Here is a 23,520-nt window from a genome sequence, read left to right as displayed (position 1 = left end):
GCGGGGGCCCGCGCCGACGCGCCCCCTGTATTGACTAGCTCTATTCAGGAGGCGAGGATGTGAATATCTGCAGTAACCGTGGGGCCGCCCGGTCCGCGGAAACATCCGGGAGCAAGCACCAGGAGGCAGACCATGTCCGGACCCCGCGCAGTCCGAGCCCCGCGCGGCACGGAACCGAGCGCCCTGGGATGGCCGCAGGAGGCCGCCCTGCGGATGCTGCAGAACAACCTCGACCCGGAGGTCGCCGAGCACCCCGACCGGCTCGTCGTCTACGGCGGCACCGGCAAGGCGGCCCGCGACTGGCGCTCCTTCGACGCCATGGTCCGCACGCTGCGGACCCTCCGGCAGGACGAGACGATGCTGGTCCAGTCCGGCCGCCCGGTCGGCGTCATGCAGACCCACGAGTGGGCCCCGCGCGTCCTCATCGCCAACTCCAACCTCGTCGGCGACTGGGCCACCTGGGAGGAGTTCCGCCGTCTGGAGGCCCTCGGCCTGACCATGTACGGGCAGATGACCGCCGGCTCCTGGATCTACATCGGCACCCAGGGCATCCTCCAGGGCACCTACGAGACCTTCGCCGCCGTCGCCGCGAAGCGGTTCGGCGGCACCCTCGCCGGAACCATCACCCTGACCGCCGGACTCGGCGGCATGGGCGGCGCCCAGCCCCTCGCCGTCACCATGAACGACGGCGTCGCGCTCTGCGTCGACTGCGACCCGCGCGCCCTCGACCGCCGCATCGAGCACCGCTACCTGGACGTGCGGGCCGACTCCCTCGACCACGCCCTGCGGCTCGCCGTCGAGGCCCGCGACGCCCGCCGCCCGCTGTCCGTCGGCGTCCTCGGCAACGCGGCCGAACTGGTGCCCCAGCTGCTCGCGAGGGGTGCGCCCGTCGACATCGTCACCGACCAGACCTCCGCCCACGACCCGCTGGCGTACCTGCCCGTCGGGATCGCCTTCGAGGACATGGCCGAGGCCGCCGCGAAGGACCCGGCCGGCTTCACCGCCCGCGCCCGTGAGTCCATGGCCCGGCACGTCGAGGCGATGGTCGGCTTCCTGGACGCCGGTGCCGAGGTCTTCGACTACGGCAACTCGATCCGCGGCGAGGCGCAACTCGCCGGGTACGAGCGCGCCTTCGCCTTCCCCGGCTTCGTCCCCGCCTACATCCGCCCGCTGTTCTGCGAGGGCAAGGGCCCCTTCCGCTGGGCCGCCCTGTCCGGCGACCCCGCCGACATCGCCAGGACCGACCGCGCGATCCTCGACCTCTTCCCGGAGAACGAGTCCCTGGCCCGCTGGATCCGCCTGGCCGGGGAGCGTGTCCACTTCCAGGGCCTGCCCGCGCGCATCTGCTGGCTCGGCTACGGCGAGCGGGACCGGGCCGGTGAGCGCTTCAACGACATGGTCGCGAGCGGGGAGCTGGCCGCGCCGGTCGTCATCGGCCGCGACCACCTCGACTGCGGCTCCGTCGCCTCCCCCTACCGCGAGACCGAGGCGATGCTCGACGGCTCCGACGCGATCGCCGACTGGCCGCTGCTGAACGCCATGGTGAACGTGGCCTCCGGCGCCTCCTGGGTGTCCGTCCACCACGGCGGCGGGGTCGGCATGGGCCGCTCCCTGCACGCCGGCCAGGTGACGGTGGCCGACGGCACCGCGCTGGCCGGCGAGAAGATCCGCCGGGTGCTGACCAACGACCCCGGCATGGGCGTCATCCGGCACGTGGACGCCGGGTACGACACCGCGGAGTCGGTGGCCGCCGAGCGCGGCGTGCGGGTGCCGATGCGCGAGGGTGAGCAGGCGTGACCTTCCACGACATGTGGGCGGAACTGCTGCCCGTCGGCCGCGACTCCGCCTCCGGCGGCTACCGCCGCTTCGCCTGGACCGAGGCCGACGCCGACTGCCGGGCCTGGTTCGCGGCGCAGGCCGAGGGGCGCGGGCTGCGGCTCGAGACGGACCGGAACGGCAACCAGTGGGCCTGGCTGGGGGACCCGGCCGCCGGGGACGCCGTCGTCACCGGGTCGCACCTGGACTCCGTGCCGGACGGCGGCGCCTTCGACGGCCCCCTGGGGGTGGTCTCCGCCTTCGCCGCCCTCGACGAACTGCGCGGGAGGGGAGCGCGGTTCACCCGGCCCCTCGGCATCGTCAACTTCGGCGACGAGGAGGGCGCCCGGTTCGGACTCGCCTGCGTCGGCTCCCGCCTCACCGCCGGCCTGCTCACCCGCGAGCAGGCGCACCGGCTCACCGACGGCGACGGGATCACCCTGCCCCGGGCGATGGAGGCCGCCGGGCACGACCCCGACGCCCTCGGCCCCGACCCCGAACGGCTCGCCCGGATCGGTGCCTTCGTCGAACTGCACATCGAGCAGGGCCGGGCCCTGGACCTGTCCGGCGACCGGGTCGGCATCGCCAGCGCCATCTGGCCGCACGGCCGCTGGCGCTTCGACTTCGCCGGCGAGGCCAACCACGCCGGCACCACCCGCCCGACCGACCGCCGCGACCCCATGCTCCCGTACGCCGAGACCGTGCTCGCCGCCCGCCGGGAGGCCGAACTCGCCGGTGCCGTCGCCACCTTCGGGAAGATCGCCGTCGAGCCGAACGGCGTCAACGCCATCCCCTCCCTGGTGCGCGGCTGGCTCGACTCCCGCGCCACCGACCAGGCGGGCCTGGACGCCGTGGTCGCCGGGGTGGAGAAGGCGGCCCGCGCGTACGCCGACGCCCACGGGGTCGACCTGGACGTGGTCCGGGAGTCCTTCACCCCGGTCGTCGAGTTCGACCACGCCCTGCGCGGCGAACTCGCCCGCATCCTGGGCCGGGACGCCGGCCTCCGGGTGCCCGTCCTGGACACCGGCGCCGGACACGACGCCGGGATCCTCTCCGGACGCGTCCCGACCGCCATGCTGTTCGTGCGCAACCCCACCGGCGTCTCGCACTCCCCGGCCGAGTCCGCCACCGAGGACGACTGCGCGGCCGGGGTCCTCGCACTCGCCGACGTACTGGAAGGACTGGCCTGCACGTGACTGCCACCTCGCGGACGTACTGGCTGGAGCACGCCTGGCTCGGCACCTTCCCCCAAGCTCCCGGCTCCGCTCGAGCGGGGGGGACCCCCATCGAGCCGGGCGTCGCCGTGGACGTCCGGGACGGTCGCATCACCGCCGTCCGCCCGGACACCCCCGCCCCGCCGCCCGGCGCCGAGATCCTGCGCGGACTGACCCTCCCGGGACTGGCGAACGCCCACTCGCACGCCTTCCACCGCGCCCTGCGCGGCACCGTCCAGGTGGGCTCCGGCACCTTCTGGACCTGGCGCGAGGTCATGTACGCCACGGCCGCCCGGCTCACGCCGGACACCTACCACGCCCTCGCCCGGGCCGTGTACGCCGAGATGGCGCTGGCGGGCATCACGGCGGTCGGCGAGTTCCACTACGTGCACCACGCCCCCGGCGGCACGCCCTACGCCGACCCCAACGCCATGGGCGAGGCGCTCATCGAGGCCGCCGCCGAAGCCGGGATCCGCATCACCCTCCTCGACACCGCCTACCTCTCCTCCGGCTTCGGACAGCCGCCCACCACCCACCAGCTCCGCTTCTCCGACGGCGACGCGGACGCGTGGGCCCGTCGCTGTTCGGCCCTCGGGGAACGCGACCACGCACGGATCGGGGCGGCGATCCACTCCGTCCGCGCCGTGCCCGCGGAGCAGTTGGAGACCGTGGCGCGGTGGGCCGAGGAGCGGCGGGCCCCGCTCCATGTGCACCTGTCCGAGCAGACCGCCGAGAACGACGCCTGCCTGGAGCTCCACGGATGCACCCCGGCGCGGCTGCTGGCCGAGCACGGCGTCCTCGGTCCGCGCACCACCGGCGTCCACAACACCCACCTCACCGCCGAGGACGTCTCCCTCGTCGGCGGCAGCGGCACCGGCACCTGCATGTGCCCGACGACCGAACGGGACCTCGCCGACGGCATCGGCCCCGCCGTCGCCCTGCAGAACGAGGGCTCCCCGCTCTCCCTCGGCTCCGACAGCCACGCCGTGATCGACCTGCTCGAAGAGGCGCGCGCGCTGGAGCTGAACGAGCGGCTGCGCAGCCGTGCCCGCGGCCACTGGACGGCCGCCGCACTGCTGCGGGCCGCCACCGCCGACGGACACGCCGCACTCGGCTGGGACGACACCGGCCGCATCGAGGAGGGGGCGCGCGCCGACCTCGCCACGATCGCCCTCGACTCGGTCAGAACGGCGGGGCCGCCGCCCCGGCTCGGCGCCGAGACGGCCGTGTTCGCGGCGTCGGCGGCGGACGTGCGGCACACGGTCGTGGGCGGCCGGCACGTCGTGCGCGACGGGGCGCACACGCTCGTCCCCGATGTGCCCCGGGCCCTCGCGCGGGCCGTCGAGGCCCTGCGAACCTGACGACCCCCACGAGGACAAGATGAGTACCGTCATCACCAACATCGCCACGCTGGTCACCAACGACCCCACCCTCGAACGGGGGACCCCCCTCGGCCTGGTCCGGGACGCGGCCGTCGTCATCGACGGCGACCGAATCGTGTGGACCGGTGAGGCGGGCAGGGCACCCGCCACCGACGACCGGGTCGACGCCGGGGGCCGGACGGTGCTCCCGGGCTTCGTCGACTCCCACTCCCACCTGGTCTTCGCCGGCGACCGCACCGAGGAGTTCAACGCCCGCATGTCCGGCCGCCCCTACGGCGCGGGCGGCATCCGCACCACCGTCGCCGCCACCCGGGCCGCCACCGACACGGAACTGGAGGAGAACCTCACCCGCCTCCTCGCCGAGGCGCTCCGCCAGGGCACCACCACCTTCGAGACCAAGTCCGGCTACGGCCTGACCACCGAGCACGAGGCCCGCGCCCTGCGCCTGGCCGCCCGCCACACCGACGAGGTCACCTACCTCGGCGCCCACATCGTCGCCCCCGAGTACGCCGATGACCCGGCCGGCTACGTCGACCTCGTCACCGGCGAGATGCTCGACGCCTGCGCCCCGCACGCCCGCTGGATCGACGTCTTCTGCGAGCAGGGCGCCTTCGACGGCGACCAGGCCCGCGCGATCCTGACCGCGGGCAGGGCGAAGGGCCTGCACCCGCGCGTCCACGCCAACCAGCTCTCCCACGGCCCCGGCGTCCGGCTCGCCGTGGAACTCGACGCCGCCAGCGCCGACCACTGCACCCACCTCACCGACGCCGACGTGGACGCGCTGGCGAACGGCACCACCGTCGCCACGCTGCTGCCCGGCGCCGAGTTCTCCACCCGGGCCGAGTGGCCCGACGCGCGCCGGCTGCTCGACGCGGGGGTCACCGTCGCGCTGTCCACGGACTGCAATCCGGGCTCGTCCTTCACGTCCTCGGTGCCGTTCTGCGTCGCGCTGGCCGTACGGGACATGGGCATGACGCCGGACGAGGCCGTCTGGTCGGCCACCGCGGGCGGCGCGGCGGCCCTGCGCCGCACCGACATCGGCCGCCTCGCCCCCGGGGCGCGCGCCGACCTGGTCCTCCTCGACGCCCCGAGCCACGTCCACCTGGCCTACCGCCCCGGCGTCCCGCTGGTCGCGGGGGTCTGGCGGCACGGCGTCCGCGTGGTCTGAGCCGGCCCCTCAGGCCGCCCCCGCCCGCCACCGCTGGTCCGCCCGTCCCGTCTCCCCGGCCAGGGCGAGCGCGTCGCCGCCGGCCGGCGTCACCGCGCGGTCCGGCGCGATGGCCGGGCGGATCACCCCGTGCGCGTCGACGGCGAACCGCAGGTTCTGCCCGTTGCGTCCGTCCACCGAGTCGCACGTCCAGATGCCGACGCCCCGGTCCACCGCGCCGCGGCTGTCCAGGCAGTACTCCGGGTCGGCGGACGACTGCAGCACGCCCCGCGCGGCGTCGAACCGCCACCGCTGGGCGGGAGAGGAGGTGCAGCGGGCGGTGACGACGTCCGTCCGGTTCTCCAGGGCGCCGTCGACGCTCAGGCACAGGCCCGAGGCGAGGTTCACCACCTGTGCGTAGGCCTCGCCCGGTGGCCGAGGGGGCGGTGCGGTGCGGGTGGGGGAGGGGGACGGGTGCGCGGTGCGCGACGGGCCGGCGCTCCTCGTCGGCGAGGACGAGGGCGCGGGGGACTCCCGCGTCGGCGACGCGGCGGGCGGCGGGGACGGCGTGGCCGTCACCGTCACCGGCGGCGGGACGGACGGGGGAGCGGGCGGCCGGGCGACCCCTTCGGACGGTGTGTCCGCCGGGGACAGCAGGAGGAGCAGCAGCGGCACCACGGCCACGCCGAGTGCCGTCGAGGCCAGCGCCAGGCGCCGCGACCGGGGCCGGGGCGCGGGAGCGGAACGGGCGTCCGGCCCGGCCGCGACCGGCTCCGGGGCGGCGGCGTACGCCGTGCCCGCCCACGGCAGCAGGCCCTCGGCGAGCGCGGTGCGCGGATCGTCCCGCAGCGCGCACTGCTCCTCGTACGCCGCGGTGCAGTGCGTGCAGTGCGCCATGTGCGTGTGCAGGTCGGCGCTGTTGCGGGGGCGGCCGGGACGTACGGCCTCCTCGATGAGCCGGCGGAAGTCACCGCACCGCGGGTCGTCCGAGGCGGCCAGCCGGGACCGCAGGCAGGCCCGGGCCAGCGTCTGCAGCGCGGACTCCGTGCCGTGGGCCACGTCCTCGCGGGTGAGGCCGAGGAACGTCGCCGTCCGGTCCGCGGGCTCGCCTTCCACGGTTCCGTACCAGAGGATCCCCTGCGCCCGGGACGGCAGGGTCCGGAAGGGGGCGAGCAGGGGCGGGACCGGGCCGCCGGGCCCGGCGGAGCTGAGGACGAGGTGCAGTGCGGGGTCGAGCCCGCCGGCCCGTCCGTCCGCGGCCCAGGACGCGGCCACCCGGACGGTCAGCGTCAGCAGGTGGTGGCGCAGGGGACCGCCGGGGTCGGTGCCGCGTGCGGTCTGGCGGGCGGCGAGCGTGAGGGCCTGCGCGGCGAGTTGGCGCGCCGCGGACTCGCTCGTGGCGCACCTGCGGGCGTAGGCGAGCACCGAGGGGCCGTGCCGGGCGCGGAGTTCCCGGAGCGCCGCGTACGCGGCCGGGGTGTCGGCGCGCAGCCCCTCCGTCAGCCGGAGGTCGGACATGCCGGCGTGCGCGTCCGAGGACCCGTCACCGACCGCTCCACCGTCGACGATTCCGTCGTCCCGAGCCATCCACCGCCTCCTAGCACCCGGGCCGTCGCAGGGCGCCCGGTCCGGCTTCCTGACCTACCAGCCAGTTCGGCGTGCTCATAGTGGAGGAAGAAGATGCCGGGGAAAAGGGGTGACCGCGGGTAACGCGACGCGTCCCGTGCCCGGCCGGAGCCCGGTGTCCGCAAGGACGTCCGGAGCCGGCCGGACACGGGACGCGGTCCCGTCACTCCTCGACGGTCAGCCCCCTGCGCAGTTTCACCAGCGTCCGCGACAGCAGGCGCGAGACGTGCATCTGGGAGATGCCGAGTTCCTCGCCGATCTCCGACTGCGTCATGCCCGCGACGAAGCGCAGGGAGAGGATCTTCCTGTCCCGCGGCGGCAGTTCGGCGATCAGCGGCTTCAACGACTCGATGTACTCGATGCCTTCGAGCCCGTGGTCCTCGTACCCGATCCGGTCGGCCAGCGCGCCCTCGGCGTCGTCCTCCTCCGGCTGGGCGTCCAGCGAGGAGGCGGTGTAGGCGTTCGACGCGGCCATGCCCTCGACGACCTCGTCGTTGGTGATGCCCAGGCGCTCGGCCAGTTCGGCCACCGTCGGCGCGCGGTCGAGTTGCTGCGCCAGCTCGTCACCGGCCTTGGCCAGGTCGAGCCGGAGCTCCTGCAGCCGGCGCGGAACGCGCACGGACCAGGAGGTGTCGCGGAAGAAGCGCTTGATCTCGCCGATGATGGTCGGCATCGCGAATGTGGGGAACTCCACACCGCGCGACATCTCGAAGCGGTCGATCGCCTTGATCAGGCCGATGGTGCCGACCTGGATGATGTCCTCCATCGGCTCGCTGCGCGAGCGGAAACGGGAGGCGGCGAACTTGACCAGGGCGAGGTTGAGTTCGACGAGCGTATTGCGTACGTACGAGTACTCGAGGGTGCCTTCCTCCAGCGCTTCCAGGCGCTCGAAGAGGGTCTTGGACAGGGCCCGTGCGTCGACCGGGCCCACCTCGTCGTACGGGGGGATGTCCGGAAGTCCGGCGAGTAGGTCGTCCGGGACGACGGTCATGTCGTCCTGCTCGATGGGATCCAGATGTTCCGGAGGGAGTGTCGACGTCGCTTTCGGGGTAGGCGAGGCGTCGAGCCGGGGTGACATGATGTCCTCCATCGTTCTCGGCATATGGCTGCCGAAGCCGATACGTGCACTGCGGTGTGCGGCGCCTCCAAAGCCGGCCGTGTCGGGTACGTGTTCTTACTAGGCCTACCCGCTTCCCCAAGCCCACCGCAAGTGCGTTCTGTTCGCATATGTCCGTTTGCGCGCGATTGTTCGGGTGTCGGAGCGCGGCGGGAGGGCGTAATGTTCGAGGGCGTCAGCAAGCAGCCACGACGTCGGGAGAGAGAGACGGCATGGACCGCGGGACGGTCGGCAGCGCACAGTCGGGCCGGCTTCTGGTCGAGGTGCGAGAAGAGGGCCCCAGTGCCGTCGTGACCCCGGCGGGTGAGTTGGACCACCACACCGCCGACCTGTTGCGTGAGCCACTGGAGGAATGCCTCGCCAAGGGATTCAAGCGGCTCGTCATCGACTGCTCCCGGTTGGAGTTCTGTGACTCCACGGGGCTGAACGTGCTGCTCGGCGCCCGGCTGAAGGCCGAGGCCGCCGGTGGCGGGGTGCACCTCGTGGGGATGCAGCCCGTGGTCGCGCGCGTGTTCGAGATCACGGGGGCGGACGCGGTGTTCACCGTCCACGACACGCTCGAGGAAGCCCTGGCCGACGATTCCGGGTGACCCGCGCCGGCAGGCCGACGGGGGTCTCCCGGTCGGCCCCGTGGACGGCCGGTCCCCTTCCCTCGGGCCTTTTCGTTCGAACCCGGGGGTGTCCCGCCGGTCCGCTCGGGCAGGAGACATCCTGAGCGCACCGGTCGAGGTGGTCGCCAGGGCGTCGAGAACCGAACGCGTCGCGCACGCGTGACTGACTGAGTACCGAATTTTTTTGAATGGTGAACTGGTGAATCGGTGAGGTGAAGCGCTGATGAGCACCACCCGGCCCTACCCGCCGGGCGACCGTGGTCCGGAGCCCAGCGGCGCTTCCGGGGTGTCCGGGGGCGGCGCGCCGACGGCGAGCGCGCCCGAGGAGGGCGTGACCGCGCCGTCCGGACCACCGGCGCCGACGGGAGGCGATCGGGTCCGCCGGCTGAGCTTCGACGACCAGAGCGGCGTCGTCCCGCTGGCCCGCGACTTCACCCGCCAGGCGCTGTACGCGTGGGGCTGGCTGCCCGCGGCCACCGCCGACCAGCGGGCCGCCGCGGAGGACGTCCTGCTCGTCGTCTCCGAGCTGGTCACCAACGCCTGCCTGCACGCCGAGGGGCCGGACCAACTGGCCATCACCCGCAACAACAAGGTGATCCGGATAGAGGTCACCGACCGGGGCGCGGGCCAGCCCGCTCCGCGCACCCCGCACCGGGCGGGCCGGCCCGGCGGCCACGGCATGTTCATCGTGCAGCGGCTCTGCCTCGACTGGGGGGTCGTACGGGACCCGGGCGTCGCGGGCAAGACGGTCTGGGCGGACCTCGGGGCCCCCGCCTAGCCCCGCGCGCTCCCTCGCGGGCCTCGCGGGCTCCTCGTGGGCCTCGTGCGCGCCGGATCCTTCGGGTCCGGCGCGTCGTGCTGTCCTCCCGACTCCGCCCGCCTCCACCCGACTCCCTCCCGCCGCCGGGCGCGTCCTGACGCTCCGTACGGCGCTCCCGTCCGGCGCCCCGCGGGAAGAGCGCCGGGAGCGGCCCGGCCGGTCCTCGGCGTCGCGTGCCGGACGACGGCCCGGGGCGGCCTGCGCAGGCGGCGGACGGCCCCTCCGCGGGCGTCCCGTGTCCGAAGAACGTCCGAAGGGCCCGCGTCCGGCCGGACGCGGGCCCTTCGGCGACGGTGCGGCACCGCCGCACCGGCAGGAATCAGCGGACGTCGCCCATGAGGCTCTTGACCTTGTTGCGGTACATCCACACCGCGACACCGGCGATCACGGCGAGGGAGGCCTCCAGCGCGACGATGCCCGTCTTGTTCAGGTCGACGCCGGCGATGGAGAGCAGGCCGGTCGTGGCGTCACCGGCGGTGACGGCCAGGAACCAGACGCCCATCATCTGCGAGGCGTACTTCGCGGGCGCCATCTTCGTGGTGACCGACAGGCCGACCGGGGAGAGCAGCAGCTCACCGACGGTCTGGGTGAAGTAGATCGCCACCAGCCACATCGCCGCCGCCTTGTGACCGCCCTCGGCGATGGACAGCGGGGCCAGGAAGAGGAAGAAGGACGCGCCGACCAGCACCAGACCGGAGCCGAACTTCACGATGGTGCTCGGCTCCTTGCCGCGCCGGTTCAGCGCCAGCCAGAACCAGGCGAAGACCGGGGCCAGCGCCATGATCAGGACCGGGTTGACCGACTGGTACCAGGAGACCGGGAAGTCCCAGCCGAAGACGCTGTTGTCGGCCGAGGAGTTGGCGAAGATCGACAGGGTCGAGCCGCCCTGGTCGTAGATCATCCAGAAGACGGCCGCGGCGACGAAGAACCAGATGTAGGCGGACATCTTCGACTGCTCGGCCTGGTCGAGGTCCCGGTCGCGCTTGATCCGGACCAGCACCAGCACCGGAATGATCACGCCGAGCAGGGTCAGCGGGACCAGGACCCAGTTCAGCGTGTAGTTGCCGGAGAAGCCGACGATGGCGTAGGCGACGACGGCGATGCCCGCCCACAGCGCGGCCTTGCGCAGGGTGGAGGACTTCTCCTCGGCCGACAGCGGCTTGGGCACCACGCTGGAGTGGGCGGCCAGGTGCCGGCTGCCCAGCAGGAACTGGATCACGCCCAGCCCCATCCCCACCGCGGCGAGCGCGAAGCCCAGGTGCCAGTTGACGCTCTCACCGATGGTGCCGATGATCAGCGGCGCGAAGAAGGCACCGAGGTTGATGCCCATGTAGAAGATGGTGAAGCCGCCGTCGCGACGCGGGTCGTCCGGGCCCTTGTAGAGCTGGCCGACCATCGTGGAGATGTTGGCCTTCAGCAGACCGGAGCCGATGGCGACCAGACCGAGACCCGCGTAGAAGGTGCCGGAGGACGGCAGGGCCAGCGTCAGGTGGCCGAGCATGATGACCGCACCGGCGACGGCGACGGTCTTGCGCGGTCCCCAGACCCGGTCGCCGAACCAGCCGCCCGGCATCGTGAGCAGGTACACCAGCGACAGGTACACCGAGTAGATCGCGGTCGCGGTGCCCGCGCTCAGGGCCAGGCCGCCCGGCGCGACGAGGTACAGCGGGAGCAGGGCCCTCATGCCGTAGTAGGAGAAACGCTCCCACATCTCGGTCATGAAGAGAGTGGCCAGTCCGCGGGGGTGGCCGAAGAAGGTCTTCTCGGAACCGGGGGTGCCCGGAGAGGCCGAGTCCTTCGTCAGGCTGGACGCCATGGTCGTTCCTTGCTGGTCGGGACGCGTCGCGCGAGCGTGTACGCGCCCGGTGGGGGGCAGCCGGCACCGGCGGGCCGTGCCGTCCGCCCCACGCCCGAGGGATGCCGCCCCGGATCACGGAGCGATGGACGGTGACCACCGGGATCCACGCCTCCCGGCGCGTCGGTGCGCGGGGAGACCCGGCCACAGGTCATTCCTTCAGGGGCCGGCCGGAACCGGTCCCGCACACGCAAAAAGACCTTCAGCGTCAACTGCCGCCGAAGGTCCTCACGGTGCAACAGGCGTTGATTCACCATACGGCAGGACACTGTCGGATATGGAAGGGCTTGAGACGAGGATCACAGGTTTCAAAGGAACCGCAATCACCCATTCGAAGGTACTTTCCCGGGTCGCACCTCAGAGAAGCAGGTCCGTACCAGGACCGCGAAGGTGAGGGCCGGGTGTGCCGGAGGTAAGAATCAAGGCGCGCGATCACACCCCGGCGCACCGTGCGGCGGGACTACCATCACTGGCATGACCCGTGTACTGCTCGCCGAGGACGACGCGTCCATCTCGGAGCCGCTGGCCCGCGCCCTGCGTCGGGAGGGCTACGAAGTCGAGGTCCGTGAGGACGGTCCCGGTGCGCTCGAGGCCGGCATGCAGGGCGGCGTCGACCTGGTGGTGCTGGACCTCGGACTGCCCGGCATGGACGGCCTGGAGGTCGCCCGACGGCTCCGTGCCGAGGGTCACACGGTTCCCCTGCTGATCCTGACCGCCCGCGCCGACGAGGTGGACACGGTCGTCGGCCTCGACGCGGGCGCCGACGACTACGTCACCAAGCCGTTCCGCCTCGCCGAGCTGCTCGCCCGGGTGCGGGCCCTGCTGCGGCGCGGCGCCGTCGAGCCGCAGCAGGCGCCGGCCACCCACGGGGTGCGCATCGACGTCGAGTCGCACCGGGCGTGGATGGGCGACGAGGAGCTCCAGCTCACCGCCAAGGAGTTCGACCTGCTGCGGGTCCTGGTCCGGGACGCGGGCCGGGTCGTCACCCGTGACCAGCTGATGCGCGAGGTCTGGGACACCACCTGGTGGTCGTCCACCAAGACCCTCGACATGCACATCTCCTGGCTGCGCAAGAAGCTCGGCGACGACGCCGCCAATCCCCGTTACATCGCGACCGTGCGGGGCGTGGGCTTCCGCTTCGAGAAGAGCTGAGCCCCGCCCGGGGCTCGCCAGTGGGTAAGAGGACATGCGCCGCCGCCTGATCCAGTCCACGCTCGCCGTGGTGCTCGTCGTGATCGCCGTCTTCGGCGTGTCCCTGGTGATCGTCGAGACCCGCACGATCAGTGACAGCGCCCGGGAGCGGGTGGAGTCCGAGGCCGTGCGGCTGGCCAGCATCGTCGACAGCCGGCTGGTCGTGGAGGAACAGGTCAGCGCCGAGGTCCTGAGCGACCAGGTCGAGGGGGACCGGTACGCCGTCATCCGCATCCCCGGCGAGCCGCCGATAGAGGTCGGCAGCAAGCCGGAGGGCGACGTCATCAGCGCCACGGCACCGGGCAAGGAGGGCGAGACGGTCGTCGTCCAGGAGCCGCGCTCCTCGGTGACCCGGGAGGTCGGCCGCACACTGCTGATCATCGGGCTGGTGGCGCTGCTGGCGGTGATCGCGGCGGTGCTGCTGGCGATCCGCCAGGCCAACCGGCTCGCCTCCCCGCTGACCGACCTCGCGGAGACCGCCGAACGCCTCGGCTCCGGCGATCCGCGCCCCCGGCGCCGCCGCTACGGCGTCCCCGAGCTGGACCGGGTCGCGGACGTGCTGGACGCCTCCGCCGAGCGCATCGCCCGCATGCTGACCGCCGAACGGCGCCTGGCCGCCGACGCCTCCCACCAGCTGCGCACCCCCCTCACCGCCCTGTCCATGCGCCTCGAGGAGATCACCCTCACCGACGACCCGGACACGGTGAAGGAGGAGGCGACCATCGCGCTGACGCAGGTGGAGCGGCTGACGGACGTGGTGGAGCGGCTGCTGACCAACGCCCGCGACCCGCGCACCGGCTCCGCGGTCACCTTCGACCTCGACGACGTCATCCAGCAGCAGCTCGCCGAGTGGCGCCCCGCCTACCGCAGCGCGGGCCGCGCGATCGTCAGCTCGGGCAAGCGGAACCTGCAGGCGGTGGGGACGCCGGGCGCCGTCGCCCAGGTGCTGGCGGCGCTGATCGAGAACTCCCTCATGCACGGGGGCGGCACGGTCGCCCTGCGCACCAGGGTCACCGGCAACCAGGTCGTCGTCGAGGTCACCGACGAGGGCCCCGGCGTCCCCGCCGAGCTGGGCTCGCGGATCTTCGAACGGGCGATCAGCGGCCACAACTCCACCGGCATCGGCCTCGCGGTCGCCCGGGACCTGGCGGAAGCGGACGGCGGCCGCCTGGAGATGCTGCAGGCGAAGCCGGCCGTCTTCGGCCTGTTCCTCTCCCGCACGCCCCCGGAGAAGTCCCGGGACGACGGGGGCCGGCAGACGATCCGGTAGCCGGTCCGCCCGGCGGGCCCGCAGCCATGGGACCGGTGTGTCCGGGGGCGGGCAGGATCGGCGTGTCCCGGGGACGCGACACCGGTGTGCCGGGGCCAGGCAGGGGCCGCCGGCGACGGGCGGCCGCGGCGGCACGCCCGGACCGGGACGGCTACGGCACCTGCTGCCTGGGGCGGGACTCGGACCGGCCGCCCCGCGCGACCGTCTCCTCCGCCGGCTCCCGGACCGGCAGCGCGCGGAACACCCAGCTGCGGTAGGACCAGAAGCGGAACAGGGTGGCGATGCCGATGCCGAGGAACTTGAAGACGTTGCTCTGCAGCGGGCTGTCCCAGCCGAAGCCGTACGTCGCCGTGTACAGCACACCGTTCTCGATCACCAGGCCGATCGCGCTGAACAGCAGGAACAGGGACATCTCCCGGGTCCGCCGGGTCTTGTCGCGGTCGCGGTAGGCGAAGTAGCGGAAGCCGATGTAGTTGAAGACGATGGCGACGACCGTCGCGATGACGCTCGCCCGCACCACCTGGAGGTCGGTGACGTGCCGGACCAGGTTGAACACGCCCAGGTTGACCAGCACCCCGACCCCGCCCACCGCGCCGAACTTGGCCACTTCCCGGCAGAGCCGCCGGAGCCCCGGGGAACCGCGTTCCATCGCCTGAAGGCTCCCGTCCGTCGGTTGCGTCAACCCAGCCATGCTAACCACCCTTCCGCGCGATCTTCCTGCGGACGCAGCAGGGGACCGCGGGGTGTTCCGCGCGACGAAGGGGAAACCGGCCACCGTGGCGAGGCCGATACCCTGGGGGCGTGACGTTTCCGGTAGTCGGCATGGTCGGCGGGGGTCAGCTCGCTCGTATGACACACGAGGCGGGCATCCCGCTCGGCATCAGGTTCAAGCTCCTCAGTGACACTCCGCAGGATTCCGCGGCGCAGGTCGTCGGCGACGTCGTCGTCGGCGACTACCGCGACCTGGACACGCTGCGCGCGTTCGCGCGCGGCTGCGACGTGATCACCTTCGACCACGAGCACGTGCCCACCGAGCACCTCAGGGCCCTGGAGGCCGACGGCATCCCCGTCCGGCCCGGCCCCGACGCGCTGGTGCACGCCCAGGACAAGGGCGTGATGCGCGCGAAGCTCGACGCGATCGGCGTGCCCTGCCCGCGGCACCGCATCGTCGCCGACCCCGCGGACGTGGCCGCGTTCGCCGCCGAGCTCGAAAGGGGCGGGCACGAAGTGCCCTCCGGCGAGGGCGGCGGTGGGCGACGGACGGGCGGCTTTCCGGTGGTCCTCAAGACCGTCCGCGGCGGCTACGACGGCAAGGGCGTGTGGGTCGTCGACTCCGTCGAGGAGGCCGCCGAGCCCTTCAAGGCCGGGGTGCCGGTGCTCGCCGAGGAGAAGGTCGACTTCGTGCGCGAGCTGGCCGCCAACGTGGTCCGCTCCCCGCACGGCCAGGCCGTCGCCTACCCGGTCGTGGAGTCCCGGCAGGTGAACGGCGTCTGCGACACGGTGATCGCCCCCGCTCCCGGCCTCGAGGAGGACCTCGCCCTGCGGGCCGAGGAGATGGCGCTGAACATCGCCAAGGAGCTCGGCGTCGTCGGCCACCTCGCCGTGGAGCTGTTCCAGACCCGCGACGGCCGCATCCTCGTCAACGAACTCGCGATGCGCCCGCACAACTCCGGCCACTGGTCCATGGACGGCGCGATCACCTCGCAGTTCGCCAACCACGTCCGCGCCGTCCTCGACCTCCCGCTCGGCGACCCGCGCCCGCGCGCGCCCTGGACGGTCATGGTCAACGTCCTCGGCGGCGACTACCCGGACATGTACTCGGCGTACCTGCACTGCATGGCCCGCGACCCCCAGCTGAAGATCCACATGTACGGCAAGGACGTGAAGCCCGGCCGCAAGGTCGGCCACGTCAACACCTACGGCGACGATCTGGACGACGTGCTGGAGCGCGCCCGTCACGCAGCCGGCTACCTGAGAGGCACGATCACCGAATGAGCGCCCACCCGTCGCCCGGCCACCACCCCTCAACGAGCGCTGACGCGCGCCCCGTCCCATCGGTCGGCATCGTCATGGGATCGGACTCCGACTGGCCGGTCATGGAGGCTGCCGCCAAGGCCCTCGACGAGTTCGAGATCGGCCACGAGGTCGACGTCGTCTCCGCGCACCGCATGCCCCGCGAGATGATCGCGTACGGCGAGCAGGCCGCCGACCGGGGACTCAAGGTGATCATCGCGGGCGCGGGCGGTGCCGCCCACCTGCCCGGCATGCTGGCCTCGGTCACCCCGCTGCCGGTCATCGGCGTGCCCGTGCCGCTGAAGCACCTCGACGGCATGGACAGCCTGCTGTCCATCGTGCAGATGCCGGCCGGTGTCCCGGTCGCCACCGTCTCCGTGGCCGGCGCGCGCAACGCGGGCCTGCTCGCGGTCCGCATGCTCGCCGCCCACGACGAGGAACTCCTCGGCCGGATGCGGGACTTCCAGCAGGACCTGAACGACCAGGCCACCGAGAAGGGCAAGCGGCTGCGCGCCAAGGCCGAGGGTGCCGCGAACGGCTTCGGCTTCGGGAAGTGAGCCCCATGACGTCCCTCGACGACGCCCGGGCGCTGCTGGCCGAGTTCCCCGTGGTCGACGGCCACAACGACCTGCCCTGGGCGCTGCGCGAACAGGTCCGCTACGACCTCGACGCCCGCGACATCGCCGGCGACCAGTCCGCCCACCTGCACACCGACCTCCCCCGGCTGCGCGCGGGCGGCGTCGGCGCGCAGTTCTGGTCGGTGTACGTCCGCGCGGACCTGCCCGACCCGGTGCCCGCCACGCTGGAGCAGATCGACTGCGTGCGGCAGCTGGTGGACCGCCACCCCGGGGACCTCGCGCTCGCGCTGACCGCCGCGGACATGGAGGCCGCGCGCGGACAGGGCCGGATCGCCTCCCTCATGGGCGCGGAGGGCGGCCACTCCATCGCGAACTCCCTCGGCACCCTGCGCGGGCTGTACGCCCTCGGGGTCCGCTACCTGACCCTCACCCACAACTTCAACGTGGCGTGGGCGGACTCGGCGACCGACGAGCCCGGCGTGGGCGGCCTGTCGGCCTTCGGCCGCGAGGTGGTGCGGGAGATGAACCGGCTCGGCATGCTGGTCGACCTCTCCCACGTCGCCGCCACGACCATGCGGGACGCGCTGGACACCAGCTCCGCGCCGGTGGTCTTCTCCCACTCCTCCGCCCGCGCGGTCTGCGACCACCCCCGCAACATCCCGGACGACGTGCTGGAGCGGCTGCCCGCCAACGGCGGCATCGCGATGGTGACGTTCGTGCCGAAGTTCGTGCTCCAGGCGGCGGTCGACTGGACGGCCGCGGCCGACGAGAACCTGCGCGCCCACGGCTTCCACCACCTCGACACCACCGCCGAGGCGATGAAGGTGCACCGCGCCTTCGAGGAGGCCCACCCGCGCCCGGTCGCGACGGTGGCCACGGTGGCGGACCACCTGGACCACATGCGCGAGGTCGCGGGCGTCGACCACCTCGGCATCGGCGGCGACTACGACGGCACGGCCTTCACCCCGGACGGCCTCGACGACGTCTCCGGCTACCCGAACCTGATCGCGGAGCTGCTGGACCGCGGCTGGTCGAGGTCCGACCTGGCCAAGCTGACCTGGCAGAACGCGGTACGGGTCCTGGGCGCCGCCGAGGACGTGGCCCGCGACCTGCGGGCCACCCGGGCCCCCTCCCACGCCACGATCGCATCGCTCGACGGCTGAGCACCGCCGTCCGGGGCGCCCACGGCGTCCCGGACGGCGCCGTACCCCCGGGCGGCCACGCGCGCGGGCCCGGACGGCCGGGGCCGGGGGAGGGCGGTCAGGGCTGCTCGATCCGGCACAGGCAGAACGGATGCCCCGCCGGGTCGGCGTACACCCGGAAGTCCTTCGTCTCGTAGTCCTCCCGGTCCAGCACCCGCGCGCCCAGCGACAGCACCTTCTGCTCGGCCTCGTCGACCTCCTCCCAGGTGCCCCCGGCGTCGAAGTCGAGGTGGAACTGCTGGGAGCCGTGGTCGGCCCGCGGCCAGTCCGGCGGGGTGTGCCCCTCGACCCGCTGGAAGGCCAGCCGCGGTCCCGCGGGGATCTCGAGCACCACCCAGTCCGCGTCCTCCTCCCGGGGGACGCCGCCCCCGACGGCCGCGTAGAAGCGGGCCAGCTCACGTGGCTCGGGGCAGTCGACGACGACGGAACGCAGACGTGCCACGGCGGCCATGGGTCCTCCTGGTGTCGGTGTGCTGGGCGTCTTCGGTGGGCCGGGGGTGTCCGGTGCGCTCGGGCGTCAGCAGGCGCACAGGCAGAACGGGTGCCCGGCCGGGTCCGCGTAAACCCGGAAGGTCCGCGAGCGGTCCCCGGCGTCCAGCGGCTTCGCGCCGAGCGCCAGCACCTCCTTCTCCGCGGCGTCCAGGTCCTCGACGGTCAGGTCCAGGTGGAACTGCTGCGAGTGGTCGGGCGACGGCCACCGCGGCGGCACGTACCCCGGGGCCGCCTGGAAGGCCAGCACCGGACCGCCGGGCACCTTCAGCTCCAGCCAGTCCTCCTCCACCTCCACCGTGCCGCCCACCAGCCCGGCGTAGAAGCCGGCCAGCGCGTGCGGGTCGGGACAGTCCAGGACGACCGCGCCCACCTTGGCGAGGGACATGGCTTCCTCCTCCTCGTCGTCGCCCCCTTGTTACCTGTGAAGGCGAGTAACCAGTAACGGTTACTGCATGCTGCCGTATTGGAGGTAACGTCGCAAGGGGACAAGGGGACAAGGGGACAAGGGGATGACGAGAGGTACGGTCCGGACATGAGCGAGAGAGCGTCCCCGCCCGGAGGGCTGGCCCTGGTCCAGGCCCTGGTCAACACGCTGGACATCGAGACGGGCCGCGACGCGCTGGACACACCGGAGGGCCGCGCTCCCTTCGGGCTCACCGAGGACGGCGCCGAGTCCGCCCGCGCACTGCGCGAGTCCCTGCGCGCGACCCTGCTCGCCCACGCCGGCCACCCCCCGCACCGCGCGGTCACCCCGCTCGGCGAACTGCTCGCGCGGGCCCCGCTGGTGGTCACCGTCGACCCGGCGGACGGCTCCGCCGCCCTCGCGCCCGTCGACGACGGGCCCCTGCTCTCCCGGATCGCCGCGGCCGTGGCGGAAGCGGTCACCGCGGGCACCTGGGCCCGGCTGAAGGCCTGCGAGGCCGCCGACTGCCACTGGGCGTACTACGACCGCAGCCCCGCCGGGCGCGGCCGCTGGTGCTCGATGCAGGTGTGCGGGGCACGGGCGAAGATGCGCCGGTACCGGGCCAAGGGGGCGTGACGAGGCGTACCGCACACCGGTTTCACCGGCCAACGGCACATCCGGTGGGGCAGAATGCAACGGACGCCGGTTCGGCCGACTGAGCCTCGGCCGAACCGGCGTCCTGCGCCGTCTCAGGCGGTGGGGCGCCCCATCGCGCGGTAGCGCCATCCGGCCCGCCGCCACGCCTCCGGGTCGAGCGCGTTGCGCCCGTCGAGGATCAGCCGCTGCGCCGCCGCCTCGCCCAGCGCCTCCGTGTCCAGCTCGCGGAACTCCTGCCACTCCGTCAGGTGCAGCACGAGGTCCGCGCCCCGCACCGCCTCGAGCGCCGATCCGGCGTACCCCAGCGTCGGGAAGACCCGGCGGGCGTTGTCCATGCCCTTCGGGTCGTACACCGTGACCTGGCCGCCCTGGAGGTGTATCTGCCCGGCCACGTTCAGCGCCGGCGAGTCCCGCACGTCGTCCGAGTCCGGCTTGAAGGTCGCGCCGAGCACCGCCACCCGCCGGCCCAGGAACGGTCCGCCGCCCAGCTCCTGCCGGGCCAGCTCCACCAGGCGGCCGCGCTGGCGCATGTTGATCGAGTCGATCTCCCGCAGGAACGTCAGCGCCTGGTCCGCGCCCAGCTCGCCCGCGCGCGCCATGAACGCCCGGATGTCCTTCGGCAGGCAGCCGCCGCCGAAGCCGATCCCGGCCCGCAGGAACTTCCGGCCGATCCGGTCGTCGTACCCGATGGCCTCCGCCAGCTTGGCGACGTCGCCGCCCGCGGCCTCGCACACCTCGGCCATCGCGTTGATGAACGAGATCTTGGTGGCCAGGAAGGAGTTCGCGGAGGTCTTCACCAGCTCCGCGGTCGGGAAGTCGGTCACCACGAACGGGGAGCCCTCCGCGATCGGCGTGGCGTACACCTCCCGCAGCAGCTTCTCCGCCCGCTCGCTGCGGACCCCCACCACGATCCGGTCCGGGTGCAGCGTGTCCTGCACGGCGAAGCCCTCGCGCAGGAACTCCGGGTTCCAGGCCAGCTCCGCGTCCTCGCCGGCCGGCGCGTGCTCGGCCAGGTAGGCGGCCAGCCGGTCGGCCGAGCCGACGGGCACCGTCGACTTGCCGACGACCAGCGCCGGGCCCTTCAGGTGCGGCGCGAGCGAGGCGAACGCGGCGTCGACGTACGACATGTCGCAGGCGTACTCGCCGTGCCGCTGCGGGGTGTTCACGCACACGAAGTGCACGTCGCCGAACTCCCCGGCCTCCGCCCAGTCCATCGTGAACCGCAGCCGCCCGCTGGACCCCTCGATCCCGGCGACGTGCCGGCGCAGCAGCTCGTCGAGGCCCGGCTCGTACATCGGGACCTCGCCGCGCCGGAGTTTGTCGATCTTCTCCGGTACGACGTCGAGCCCCAGCACCTCGAATCCGAGCTCGGCCATGGCCGCGGCGTGCGTCGCGCCGAGATAACCGGTGCCGATCACGGTGATCTTGAGGGCCATGGGTGCTCCAGGGGTATACGGCAGGTAGTGCGGGCCCGAGCATAACCGGGGGCCCGGAGCGCTCCGCACGGGGCAATCCGGCCCGTTGTCACCAAACTCACGTACACCCGCACCCGTGGGCCCTCTAAAATTCGAGTTACTTAACGGTAATTAGCATCAGTCCGAGCGTCGTGACCGTTCCCTTCGTTCGCCCCCGTTCGTCTTTGGAGTGAGAGACCTTGGCCGGATCGGCTGACTTCGACCTGTACCGCCCGTCCGAGGAGCACGACATGCTCCGCGACGCCGTCCGCTCGCTGGCGGAGGCGAAGATCGCGCCGTACGCCGCCGCGGTGGACGAAGAGGCCCGCTTCCCGCAGGAGGCGCTCGACGCGCTCGTCGGAGCCGACCTGCACGCCGTCCACGTCCCCGAGGAGTACGGCGGCGCCGGCGCCGACGCCCTCGCGACGGTCATCGTCATCGAGGAGGTGGCCCGCGCCTGCGCGTCCTCCTCCCTCATCCCCGCCGTGAACAAGCTCGGCTCGCTGCCGGTCCTCCTCTCCGGCTCCGAGGAGCTGAAGAAGAAGTACATGGCCCCGCTCGCCAAGGGCGACGCGATGTTCTCGTACTGCCTCTCCGAGCCGGACGCCGGCTCCGACGCGGCCGGCATGAAGACCAGGGCGGTCCGCGACGGCGACGCCTACGTCCTCAACGGCGTGAAGCGCTGGATCACCAACGCCGGCGTCAGCGAGTACTACACGGTCATGGCGGTCACCGACCCCACCAAGCGCTCCAAGGGCATCTCGGCCTTCGTCGTCGAGAAGTCCGACGAGGGCGTCTCCTTCGGCGCCCCGGAGAAGAAGCTCGGCATCAAGGGCTCGCCCACGCGCGAGGTGTACCTGGACAACGTCCGCATCCCCGCCGACCGCATGATCGGCGAGGAGGGCACCGGCTTCGCCACGGCGATGAAGACCCTGGACCACACCCGCATCACCATCGCCGCCCAGGCCCTCGGCATCGCCCAGGGCGCCCTCGACTACGCCAAGGGCTACGTCCGGGAGCGCAAGCAGTTCGGCAAGCCGATCGCCGACTTCCAGGGCGTCCAGTTCATGCTCGCCGACATGGCCATGAAGATCGAGGCCGCCCGCCAGCTCACCTACGCGGCCGCCGCCAAGTCCGAGCGCGTCGCCGCCGGAGGTGGAGAGGGGGACCTCACCTTCCAGGGCGCCGCCGCCAAGTGCTTCGCCTCCGACGTCGCCATGGAGGTCACCACGGACGCCGTCCAGCTCCTCGGCGGCTACGGCTACACCCGCGACTACCCGGTCGAGCGGATGATGCGGGACGCGAAGATCACGCAGATCTACGAGGGCACCAACCAGGTGCAGCGCATCGTCATGGCCCGCAACCTGCCGTAACGGGCGGCGGACCGACGACCGAAGGGTGCCCGGCCACCGGGCACCCTTCCCTCACAGGAAGCGGTTCCTCACAGGAAGCGGCGGATCGGGGTGACCGCGGCCTCGACGAGGCGCTGGGTCAGGGGGCGCCGCTTCCAGCGGGCGGGGTCGACGGGCTCGCTCAGCTTCCGGTCGGCGTCGAAGTCGGTGTCGAGCGCGGCGGTGAAGTCCTCGTCGAGGACGGCCAGCATGACCTCCTCGTCGTGCTCCATGGAGCGGCGGTTGAAGTTGGTGGAGCCGATGAGGGAGCAGACCCCGTCCACGGTGATGATCTTCGTGTGGAGCATGGTCGGCTGGTACTCCCGCACGTCCACGCCCGCGTCGACGAGGGTCTGGTAGTGCTGCCGCCCGGCCAGCAGGCAGGCCCGCTGGTCCGTGTGCGGTCCGGGCAGCAGGATCTCGACGCGGACCCCGCGGCGGGCGGCGTCGGCCAGCAGGCCGACGAAGTAGGGGTCGGGGGCGAAGTAGGCCGTGGACAGCCGGAAGCGCTCCTGCGCCGAGGTGATCACGACGCGCAGCAGGGTCTGCATGTCCTGCCAGCCGAAGCTCGCCGAGCCCCGCACGACCTGGACCGTGGCCCGCCCCGGCTGCTCCTGCGCGGTGAAGCGGTCGTGCTCGTCGTACAGGTCGTCGTGGCACTCGGCCCAGTTCTGGGCGAAGGCCGCGGCGATGCCGTCCACGGCGGGCCCGCGGACCCGCACGTGGGTGTCCCGCCACTCGTCCGGGTTGCGGGCGTCGCCGCACCATTCCTGGGCGATGCCGACGCCTCCGGTGAAGGCGGTGTGCTCGTCGGTGACCAGGACCTTGCGGTGGCAGCGGTGGTTCTGCCGCATCGGCGACAGGTGCGCGGGCTTGCGGAACCAGGCCACCTGGACGCCGGCCTCGTCCATGGCGTCCAGCAGGTCCGGCTCGATCTCCTTGGCGCCGAAGCCGTCCAGCAGCAGGCGCACCCGCACTCCCGCGCGGGCCCGGTCGGCCAGGGCGTCGGCGAACTCCCGCGCGATGTCGCCCCGCCAGTACACGAACGTCATCATGTCGACGGTGTGCCGAGCGGCCCGGACGGCCGCCAGCATGGCGGGGAAGATCTCGTCGCCGTTGCGCAGCGGCAGGAGCTCGTTGCCCTCGGTCGCGGCGATGCCGAGCAGCCGCTCCAGCCGTCTGCGCAGCCGCTGTTTCTCCGTCTCCGGCCCGCTGGGCCGCGGTGTCCGTCGTGCGTCCTCCGTCTGCGGTGCCATCCGCGTCCCCTCCCCGGCTGCCGTGC

At 72.9% G+C, this 23,520-nt stretch carries 21 protein-coding genes; 13 read left to right on the top strand and 8 right to left on the bottom strand.

Annotation, left to right across the window (positions count from 1 at the left end):
* The first annotated feature begins 132 nt into the window (after positions 1–132).
* Genes hutU through hutI form a run of 4 tightly spaced genes read left to right on the top strand, consistent with a single transcriptional unit; the run spans position 133 to position 5,579 of the window.
* Positions 133–1,797, top strand: a complete 1,665-nt coding sequence (gene hutU / locus CP969_RS16495; RefSeq protein ID WP_016825944.1) for a urocanate hydratase — start codon at positions 133–135, stop codon at positions 1,795–1,797.
* Positions 1,794–3,011, top strand: a complete 1,218-nt coding sequence (locus CP969_RS16490) for an allantoate amidohydrolase (protein WP_016825945.1) — start codon at positions 1,794–1,796, stop codon at positions 3,009–3,011. The genes hutU and CP969_RS16490 overlap by 4 nt, the downstream gene beginning before the upstream one ends.
* Positions 3,008–4,390 carry a formimidoylglutamate deiminase gene (locus tag CP969_RS16485; RefSeq protein WP_016825946.1) on the top strand — a complete coding sequence of 461 codons (1,383 nt, stop codon included), beginning with the start codon at positions 3,008–3,010 and terminating at the stop codon, positions 4,388–4,390. Before CP969_RS16490 ends, CP969_RS16485 begins: the two co-directional genes overlap by 4 nt.
* A 19-nt stretch (positions 4,391–4,409) precedes the next feature.
* A complete protein-coding gene (hutI, locus tag CP969_RS16480) occupies positions 4,410–5,579 on the top strand; it encodes an imidazolonepropionase (protein WP_004987163.1) in 1,170 nt (389 codons plus the stop codon).
* Between the two features lie 9 nt (positions 5,580–5,588).
* On the opposite strand, the gene CP969_RS16475 is transcribed toward hutI, so the two are convergent.
* Both CP969_RS16475 and CP969_RS16470 read right to left on the bottom strand, forming a co-directional pair.
* Positions 5,589–7,145, bottom strand: coding sequence for an RICIN domain-containing protein (locus CP969_RS16475; protein WP_016825947.1), 1,557 nt, complete (start codon positions 7,143–7,145; stop codon positions 5,589–5,591).
* 202 nt (positions 7,146–7,347) lie between these two features.
* Entirely contained in the window at positions 7,348–8,274 is a 927-nt protein-coding gene (locus tag CP969_RS16470; RefSeq protein WP_078495402.1) for an RNA polymerase sigma factor SigF, read from the bottom strand.
* A 239-nt stretch (positions 8,275–8,513) separates the two neighbouring features.
* Between CP969_RS16470 and CP969_RS16465 the strand changes: the two genes are divergently transcribed.
* On the top strand, positions 8,514–8,891 hold the full coding sequence (locus CP969_RS16465) for an STAS domain-containing protein (RefSeq protein ID WP_004987168.1): 378 nt from the start codon (positions 8,514–8,516) through the stop codon (positions 8,889–8,891).
* 244 nt (positions 8,892–9,135) lie between these two features.
* Positions 9,136–9,690, top strand: coding sequence for an ATP-binding protein (locus CP969_RS16460; protein ID WP_004987171.1), 555 nt, complete (start codon positions 9,136–9,138; stop codon positions 9,688–9,690).
* A gap of 361 nt (positions 9,691–10,051) precedes the next feature.
* On the opposite strand, the gene CP969_RS16455 is transcribed toward CP969_RS16460, so the two are convergent.
* Positions 10,052–11,548, bottom strand: a complete 1,497-nt coding sequence (locus tag CP969_RS16455; protein WP_004987173.1) for an oligopeptide:H+ symporter — start codon at positions 11,546–11,548, stop codon at positions 10,052–10,054.
* 513 nt (positions 11,549–12,061) lie between these two features.
* Between CP969_RS16455 and CP969_RS16450 the strand changes: the two genes are divergently transcribed.
* Together CP969_RS16450 and CP969_RS16445 are read left to right on the top strand one after the other, a co-directional pair.
* Complete coding sequence (locus CP969_RS16450; RefSeq protein ID WP_004987175.1) at positions 12,062–12,739, top strand: response regulator transcription factor; 678 nt, start codon at positions 12,062–12,064, stop codon at positions 12,737–12,739.
* A gap of 34 nt (positions 12,740–12,773) precedes the next feature.
* The gene (locus tag CP969_RS16445) at positions 12,774–14,048 is read left to right on the top strand and encodes an ATP-binding protein (protein WP_004987177.1); all 1,275 of its coding nucleotides are present in this window, start codon (positions 12,774–12,776) and stop codon (positions 14,046–14,048) included.
* A gap of 151 nt (positions 14,049–14,199) precedes the next feature.
* Here CP969_RS16445 and CP969_RS16440 read toward each other — a convergent pair whose 3' ends face one another.
* Entirely contained in the window at positions 14,200–14,697 is a 498-nt protein-coding gene (locus CP969_RS16440) for a GtrA family protein (protein WP_016825949.1), read from the bottom strand.
* Positions 14,698–14,849: 152 nt separating this feature from the next.
* On the opposite strand from CP969_RS16440, the gene CP969_RS16435 reads away from it, so the two are divergent.
* The 3 genes from CP969_RS16435 to CP969_RS16425 all read left to right on the top strand — a co-directional run bounded on the left by CP969_RS16435 (position 14,850) and on the right by CP969_RS16425 (position 17,802).
* Positions 14,850–16,043, top strand: coding sequence for a 5-(carboxyamino)imidazole ribonucleotide synthase (locus CP969_RS16435; RefSeq protein WP_004987183.1), 1,194 nt, complete (start codon positions 14,850–14,852; stop codon positions 16,041–16,043).
* Between the two features lie 74 nt (positions 16,044–16,117).
* Positions 16,118–16,618, top strand: coding sequence for a 5-(carboxyamino)imidazole ribonucleotide mutase (gene purE / locus CP969_RS16430; RefSeq protein WP_016825951.1), 501 nt, complete (start codon positions 16,118–16,120; stop codon positions 16,616–16,618).
* A gap of 5 nt (positions 16,619–16,623) precedes the next feature.
* Positions 16,624–17,802, top strand: coding sequence for a dipeptidase (locus CP969_RS16425; protein ID WP_016825952.1), 1,179 nt, complete (start codon positions 16,624–16,626; stop codon positions 17,800–17,802).
* A gap of 97 nt (positions 17,803–17,899) precedes the next feature.
* On the opposite strand, the gene CP969_RS16420 is transcribed toward CP969_RS16425, so the two are convergent.
* Positions 17,900–18,292 carry a VOC family protein gene (locus tag CP969_RS16420; protein ID WP_016825953.1) on the bottom strand — a complete coding sequence of 131 codons (393 nt, stop codon included), beginning with the start codon at positions 18,290–18,292 and terminating at the stop codon, positions 17,900–17,902.
* A 66-nt stretch (positions 18,293–18,358) separates the two neighbouring features.
* Positions 18,359–18,718: a VOC family protein gene (locus CP969_RS16415; protein ID WP_016825954.1), complete on the bottom strand. Its 360-nt coding sequence runs from the start codon at positions 18,716–18,718 to the stop codon at positions 18,359–18,361.
* A 147-nt stretch (positions 18,719–18,865) separates the two neighbouring features.
* Between CP969_RS16415 and CP969_RS16410 the strand changes: the two genes are divergently transcribed.
* Positions 18,866–19,372, top strand: a complete 507-nt coding sequence (locus CP969_RS16410; protein WP_004987191.1) for a CGNR zinc finger domain-containing protein — start codon at positions 18,866–18,868, stop codon at positions 19,370–19,372.
* A gap of 113 nt (positions 19,373–19,485) precedes the next feature.
* On the opposite strand, the gene CP969_RS16405 is transcribed toward CP969_RS16410, so the two are convergent.
* Complete coding sequence (locus CP969_RS16405) at positions 19,486–20,829, bottom strand: UDP-glucose dehydrogenase family protein (RefSeq protein WP_016825955.1); 1,344 nt, start codon at positions 20,827–20,829, stop codon at positions 19,486–19,488.
* 218 nt (positions 20,830–21,047) lie between these two features.
* Between CP969_RS16405 and CP969_RS16400 the strand changes: the two genes are divergently transcribed.
* A complete protein-coding gene (locus tag CP969_RS16400) occupies positions 21,048–22,220 on the top strand; it encodes an acyl-CoA dehydrogenase family protein (RefSeq protein WP_004987193.1) in 1,173 nt (390 codons plus the stop codon).
* Positions 22,221–22,288: 68 nt separating this feature from the next.
* Here the strand turns inward: CP969_RS16400 and CP969_RS16395 are convergent, their stop codons facing one another.
* A complete protein-coding gene (locus tag CP969_RS16395; RefSeq protein ID WP_016825956.1) occupies positions 22,289–23,494 on the bottom strand; it encodes a phospholipase D-like domain-containing protein in 1,206 nt (401 codons plus the stop codon).
* Between the last annotated feature and the right edge of the window lie 26 nt (positions 23,495–23,520).

It is taken from the genome of Streptomyces viridosporus T7A (assembly GCF_008704515.1).
Taxonomy (GTDB): Bacteria; Actinomycetota; Actinomycetes; order Streptomycetales; family Streptomycetaceae; genus Streptomyces; species Streptomyces viridosporus.
Note: the sequence above shows the minus strand (reverse complement) of the source record. Positions and strands in the feature narration are given on the sequence as shown.